5 protein-coding genes are annotated in these 4417 nt (G+C 65.0%); 3 read left to right on the top strand and 2 right to left on the bottom strand.

Features of this window, described 5'->3' with window-relative positions:
- A partial coding sequence (locus tag Q8R73_RS05250) for a DUF992 domain-containing protein (RefSeq protein WP_305718477.1) occupies positions 1–336 on the bottom strand: 336 nt, incomplete at its 3' end.
- A gap of 142 nt (positions 337–478) precedes the next feature.
- Positions 479–1681, bottom strand: coding sequence for a pyridoxal phosphate-dependent aminotransferase (locus Q8R73_RS05245; protein WP_305718476.1), 1203 nt, complete (start codon positions 1679–1681; stop codon positions 479–481).
- Positions 1682–1884: 203 nt separating this feature from the next.
- Here Q8R73_RS05245 and Q8R73_RS05240 point away from each other — a divergent pair, with 203 nt between their 5' ends.
- The 3 genes from Q8R73_RS05240 (at position 1885) to Q8R73_RS05230 (ending at position 4273) form a co-directional block, all read left to right on the top strand.
- Entirely contained in the window at positions 1885–3114 is a 1230-nt protein-coding gene (locus Q8R73_RS05240; RefSeq protein ID WP_305718475.1) for a glycosyltransferase family 87 protein, read from the top strand.
- 207 nt (positions 3115–3321) lie between these two features.
- On the top strand, positions 3322–3981 hold the full coding sequence (locus tag Q8R73_RS05235) for a glutathione S-transferase family protein (protein WP_305718474.1): 660 nt from the start codon (positions 3322–3324) through the stop codon (positions 3979–3981).
- A 25-nt stretch (positions 3982–4006) separates the two neighbouring features.
- A complete protein-coding gene (locus Q8R73_RS05230) occupies positions 4007–4273 on the top strand; it encodes a hypothetical protein (protein ID WP_305718473.1) in 267 nt (88 codons plus the stop codon).
- Positions 4274–4417: the final 144 nt, after the last annotated feature.

Below are 4417 nucleotides of genomic sequence, written 5' to 3'. Positions count from 1 at the left end.
GCCGACGCCGACCGAGGCGTTGGCGCCGACGCCGCCGTAATTGCCGGCGAGCGCGCCGCGGCCCACCCGCCGCGTCGGCGCGTTCACCGCCCAGACCAGCCGGGTCTGGTCGGTGAAGCCGAGATCGAGGCCGTAGCGGCGCACGGTGGCGAGATAGGGTTCGGGACGGCGGCCCTCGCCCTGGAACACGCATTCGAACGTCGTGACCGAGCCGACCACGAAGCCGACATTCTGGCCGCCCTGGCATTGCAGGAGCCCCGCGCGCACCTGCGGCTGCGCGTGGGCGCCGGCGATCGAAACGCCGAGCGCGGCGATGGCAATGGTTGGAACCCGCATCAATCTGATCTCCGCTGACTGTGTTTGCGGAGCGACAAGAAGAAAACGGCTTGTTCAAAACAAGAAAGCGCCCTGTCCGAAACAAGGCGCTTCCGGGGAACCGACATTAAACCGTCACGACTGCGATGGCGACGTGATGTGACTATCGCAAATTGCCGCAGAAGCGCTGGATGCGCTTGCAGGCTTCCTCGAGATCAGAGGTTTTTGTCGCGTAGGAAATCCGGAACGCCGGGCCGAGCCCGAACGCCGAGCCCTGCACCACCGCGACGCCTTCATTCTCCAGGAGCTCGGTGACGAAATCCTCGTCATTGGCGATCACCTTGCCGGACGGCGAGGTCTTGCCGATGGTGCCGGCGCAGGACGGATAGACGTAGAACGCGCCTTCCGGCCGCGGGCAGTCGATGCCGCTGGCCTGGTTCAGCATCGACACCGCGAGGTCGCGCCGCTCCTTGAACACCTTGTTGTGCGCGGGGATGAAATCCTGCGGACCGTTGAGCGCCTCGACCGAGGCCCATTGCGAAATCGACGAGGGGTTCGAGGTCGACTGCGACTGGATGGTCTGCATCGCCTTGATCAGCTCGGCGGGACCGCCGGCATAGCCGATCCGCCAGCCGGTCATGCAATAGGCTTTCGAGACGCCGTTCACCGTCAGGGTGCGGTCGTACAGTTTCGGCTCGACCTGCGCCGGCGTGGTAAAGACAAAATCGTCATAGACCAAGTGCTCGTACATGTCGTCGGTCATCACCCAGACGTTGGGATGCTTCAGCAGCACGTCGGTGATCGCCTTCAGTTCGGCGCGGGTATAGGCCGCGCCGGTCGGGTTCGACGGCGAGCACAGGATGATCCATTTGGTCTTCGGCGTGATCGCCTTCTCCAGCGCCTCGGGCTTCAGCTTGAAGCCGTCGGCCGCGGTGCAGATCACCGGCACGGATTCGCCGCCCGCCAGCGCCACCATTTCCGGATAGCTCACCCAATAGGGCGCGGGAATGATGACCTCGTCGCCCGGATTGATGGTGGCCATCAGGGCGTTGTAGAGCACCTGCTTGCCGCCGGTGCCGACAATGATCTGGTTCGGCTTGTAGGTCAGACCGTTCTCGCGCTTGAACTTGGCGATGATCGCCTCCTTCAGTTCGGGAATGCCGCCGACGTCGGTATATTTGGTCTTGCCGGCCTCGATGGCGTGGATCGCCGCCAGCTTGATGTTGGCGGGGGTGTCGAAGTCGGGTTCGCCGGCGCCGAGGCCGATGACGTTGCGGCCGGCCGCTTTCAGCGCGCGTGCCTTGTCCGTCACCGCGATGGTCGCGGACGGCTTCACGCGGTCGAGCGCAGCGGACAGGAAAGGCATCGTCGTCTCCTTGCGGTGATATCGGGGTCATGGGCACGGCGGTGCGGGCGCACCGATCCACGACTCTTCTTGTTGGGATCGAGGCACCCTAAAGCGCGTCACGCGGCATCGCAAGAAGCTTGGGCAGATTGCCGCCGAACTTCAGGGAACGTTAAAACCGCCCGGCTAGAACAGCGCAATATTCATACAATTTCTGCAGCAAAATGACTCATATCTGGCAGGGACTGCGATCCGGGGAGTGGCTGACGCCTGCGCGCGCGCGCGGCTACAGCCTGCTCCTGCTCGCCTTCTTCGCGGTGGCGTGTGCCGGGTGGATCGCGCTGTCGGACGGCCTGATCGACCGCAACGGCAAGCCCATCGGCACCGACTTTTCCAATGTCTACGCCGCCGGCGCCCTGACCTGGCAGGGCCGGCCCGCGGACGCCTATGCGCCGGCCTTGCAGCACGCCGCCGAAAAGGCCGTGTTCGGCGGCCGCGAGGTGCCGTTCTACGGCTGGCACTACCCGCCATTCTTCTTCGCGGTCGCCGTTCTCGTCGCCGCGGTTCCCTATGGCTGGGGCCTCGCGATCTGGCTGGCGGCGAGCTTCGCCGGCTGGCTGGCGGTGATGCGCGCGATCCTGCCGCGTCCGGAGACGTGGCTGATCGCGGCGGCCTTCCCCGCCGTGTTCGTCAATATCGGCCACGGCCAGAACGGCTTTCTCACCGCGGCCCTGCTCGGCGGCGCGCTGCATTGGCTCGACCGCAGGCCCTGGCTGGCGGGCGTGCTGATCGGCTGCCTCGCCTACAAGCCGCAATTCGGCGTCCTGATTCCGGTGGCGCTGCTGGCGGCTGGACGGTGGCGCACGATCGGCGCCGCGGCGGTCACCGTGGCGGTGCTGGTCGCCGTCAGTGTCGCGACGCTTGGCGGCGGCATCTGGCACGCCTTCGCGGATTCCATGGGCTTCACGCGGGTGGTGGTGCTCGAACAGGGCGATACCGGCTGGGAGAAGATTCAATCGGTATTCTCGGCGGCGCGGATGTGGGGCGCCGGCATTCCGCTGGCCTATGCCGCGCAGATCGCGCTCGCACTGACGCTCGCCACAAGTCTGGCGTGGCTGTGGCGCAGCGACGCCGCCTTCGAACTCAAGGCATCCGCGCTGGCGAGCGGCAGCCTGCTGACGACACCCTACGTGCTCGACTACGATCTGGTGGTGCTGTCGGTCGCGATCACCTATCTCGCGCGCCACGGATTGCGCCGCGGCTTCGAACCGTTCGAAATCAGCCTACTGTCCGCGGCGTGGCTGGTCCCGCTGCTGTCGCGCGGCGTCGCCGGAGTCACCGGGATACCGCTCGGCCTCGCGGTGCTGCTGTTGATTTTCGCTTATACCCTGCGGCGTGCGGTCAGGGACCGCAACTTGCCGACTGCGAACGCCGGCAGAATGGCGCAAGCGTGATTGATTTGTTGACGCGCGATAGCCAGATTTTTGGCGCGGTTGCGGTGCAATAGAGGTTTTTATCTTTTCCAGGGCATGGGCCTTGCGACACAACCGCAACGGCATCATTGTTTGGCCGCGTTGCGGCGCGACAAGGCAGACAAGACCTTGAACGCAAAGCCACGCACGGCCGCAAGGCCGCGTCTCTCCGATCGAGCGAAAGCGCAGATGTACAAGCTCTATTCGATGCAGCGCTCCGGCAACAGCTACAAGGTCCGCCTTGCGCTGGCGCTGCTGAACGCGCCCTATAGCGCCATCGAAGTCGACATCCTGCGCGGCGAGAGCCGCACGCCGGAATTTCTCGCCAAGAATCCCAGCGGACAGGTGCCGCTGCTGGAAGTCGCGGAAGGCCGCTATCTCGCCGAATCCAACGCCATCCTCTGGTATGTCGCCGGCGGCACGCCGCTGGCGCCGGAGTCGCGGATCGAACGCGCCGAGGCGCTGCAGTGGATGTTCTTCGAGCAGCACGCGCTGGAGCCGAACATCGGCGCCGCCTATTTCTGGCTGGCGCTGGTCAAGGGCGGCCGCGACCTGCAGACCCACGCGCTGGAGGACTGGATGGAGCGCGGCTATGCCGCACTGCAGGTGATGGAAAACCATCTCAAGACCCAGCCGTATTTCGTCGCGGGACAACTGACCGTCGCCGACATCGCGATGTACGGCTACACCCATCTCGCCGACCGCTGCGACTTCGACCTCGCGACCTTCCCCGCGATCCGCAGCTGGCTGCGGCGGGTGGAGCAGACCAGCGGATTCGTGCCGATGGACTGGCAGCCGGAGGCCCCCGAGGCCGGGGTCTACGCGCCCGGCATCGCCGCCGAGGCCTGAGGCGGGCACGACTGCAGCTGACGGAATGAGCTTTTTCAGCCGTCATTACGAGCGCAGCGAAGCAATCCATCGTGCCGCAAGCAAGGAAGAATGGATTGCTTCGCTCGCTCGCAATGACGACCCTGTTGACCGCCTTTTTGACCTTTGGCCCAGAATAGCGGGCATAACCCGGCCTTTTGCCGCCTTTTCGCCATTTTCGTCGTCGGAACCGCCGCAATATTGCCAGCGATTGCTGCGAGATTCCAAACAGTTGGGCGATTCCTTCGCCCGCATAAAGGGATTTCGACCATGATCCGGTCGTCCGGCGAGTTCGGCTTTCATGGCCGCTCCGCGCCTGTGGCTTTGTCGAGACTGACCCATGTCGTCGCCGGCCGGCTGGCCATCGGCGGGTTGTCGCTGTGCCTGATCGTCGCCCTCACGGTGCTGTCGATCGAGG

The sequence above is a fragment of the Bradyrhizobium sp. genome (genome assembly GCF_030697065.1).
In the GTDB taxonomy this organism is placed as follows: domain Bacteria; phylum Pseudomonadota; class Alphaproteobacteria; order Rhizobiales; family Xanthobacteraceae; genus Bradyrhizobium.
The sequence above is the reverse complement of the archived record's forward strand: the minus strand, read 5'-3'. Positions and strand labels throughout refer to the sequence as shown.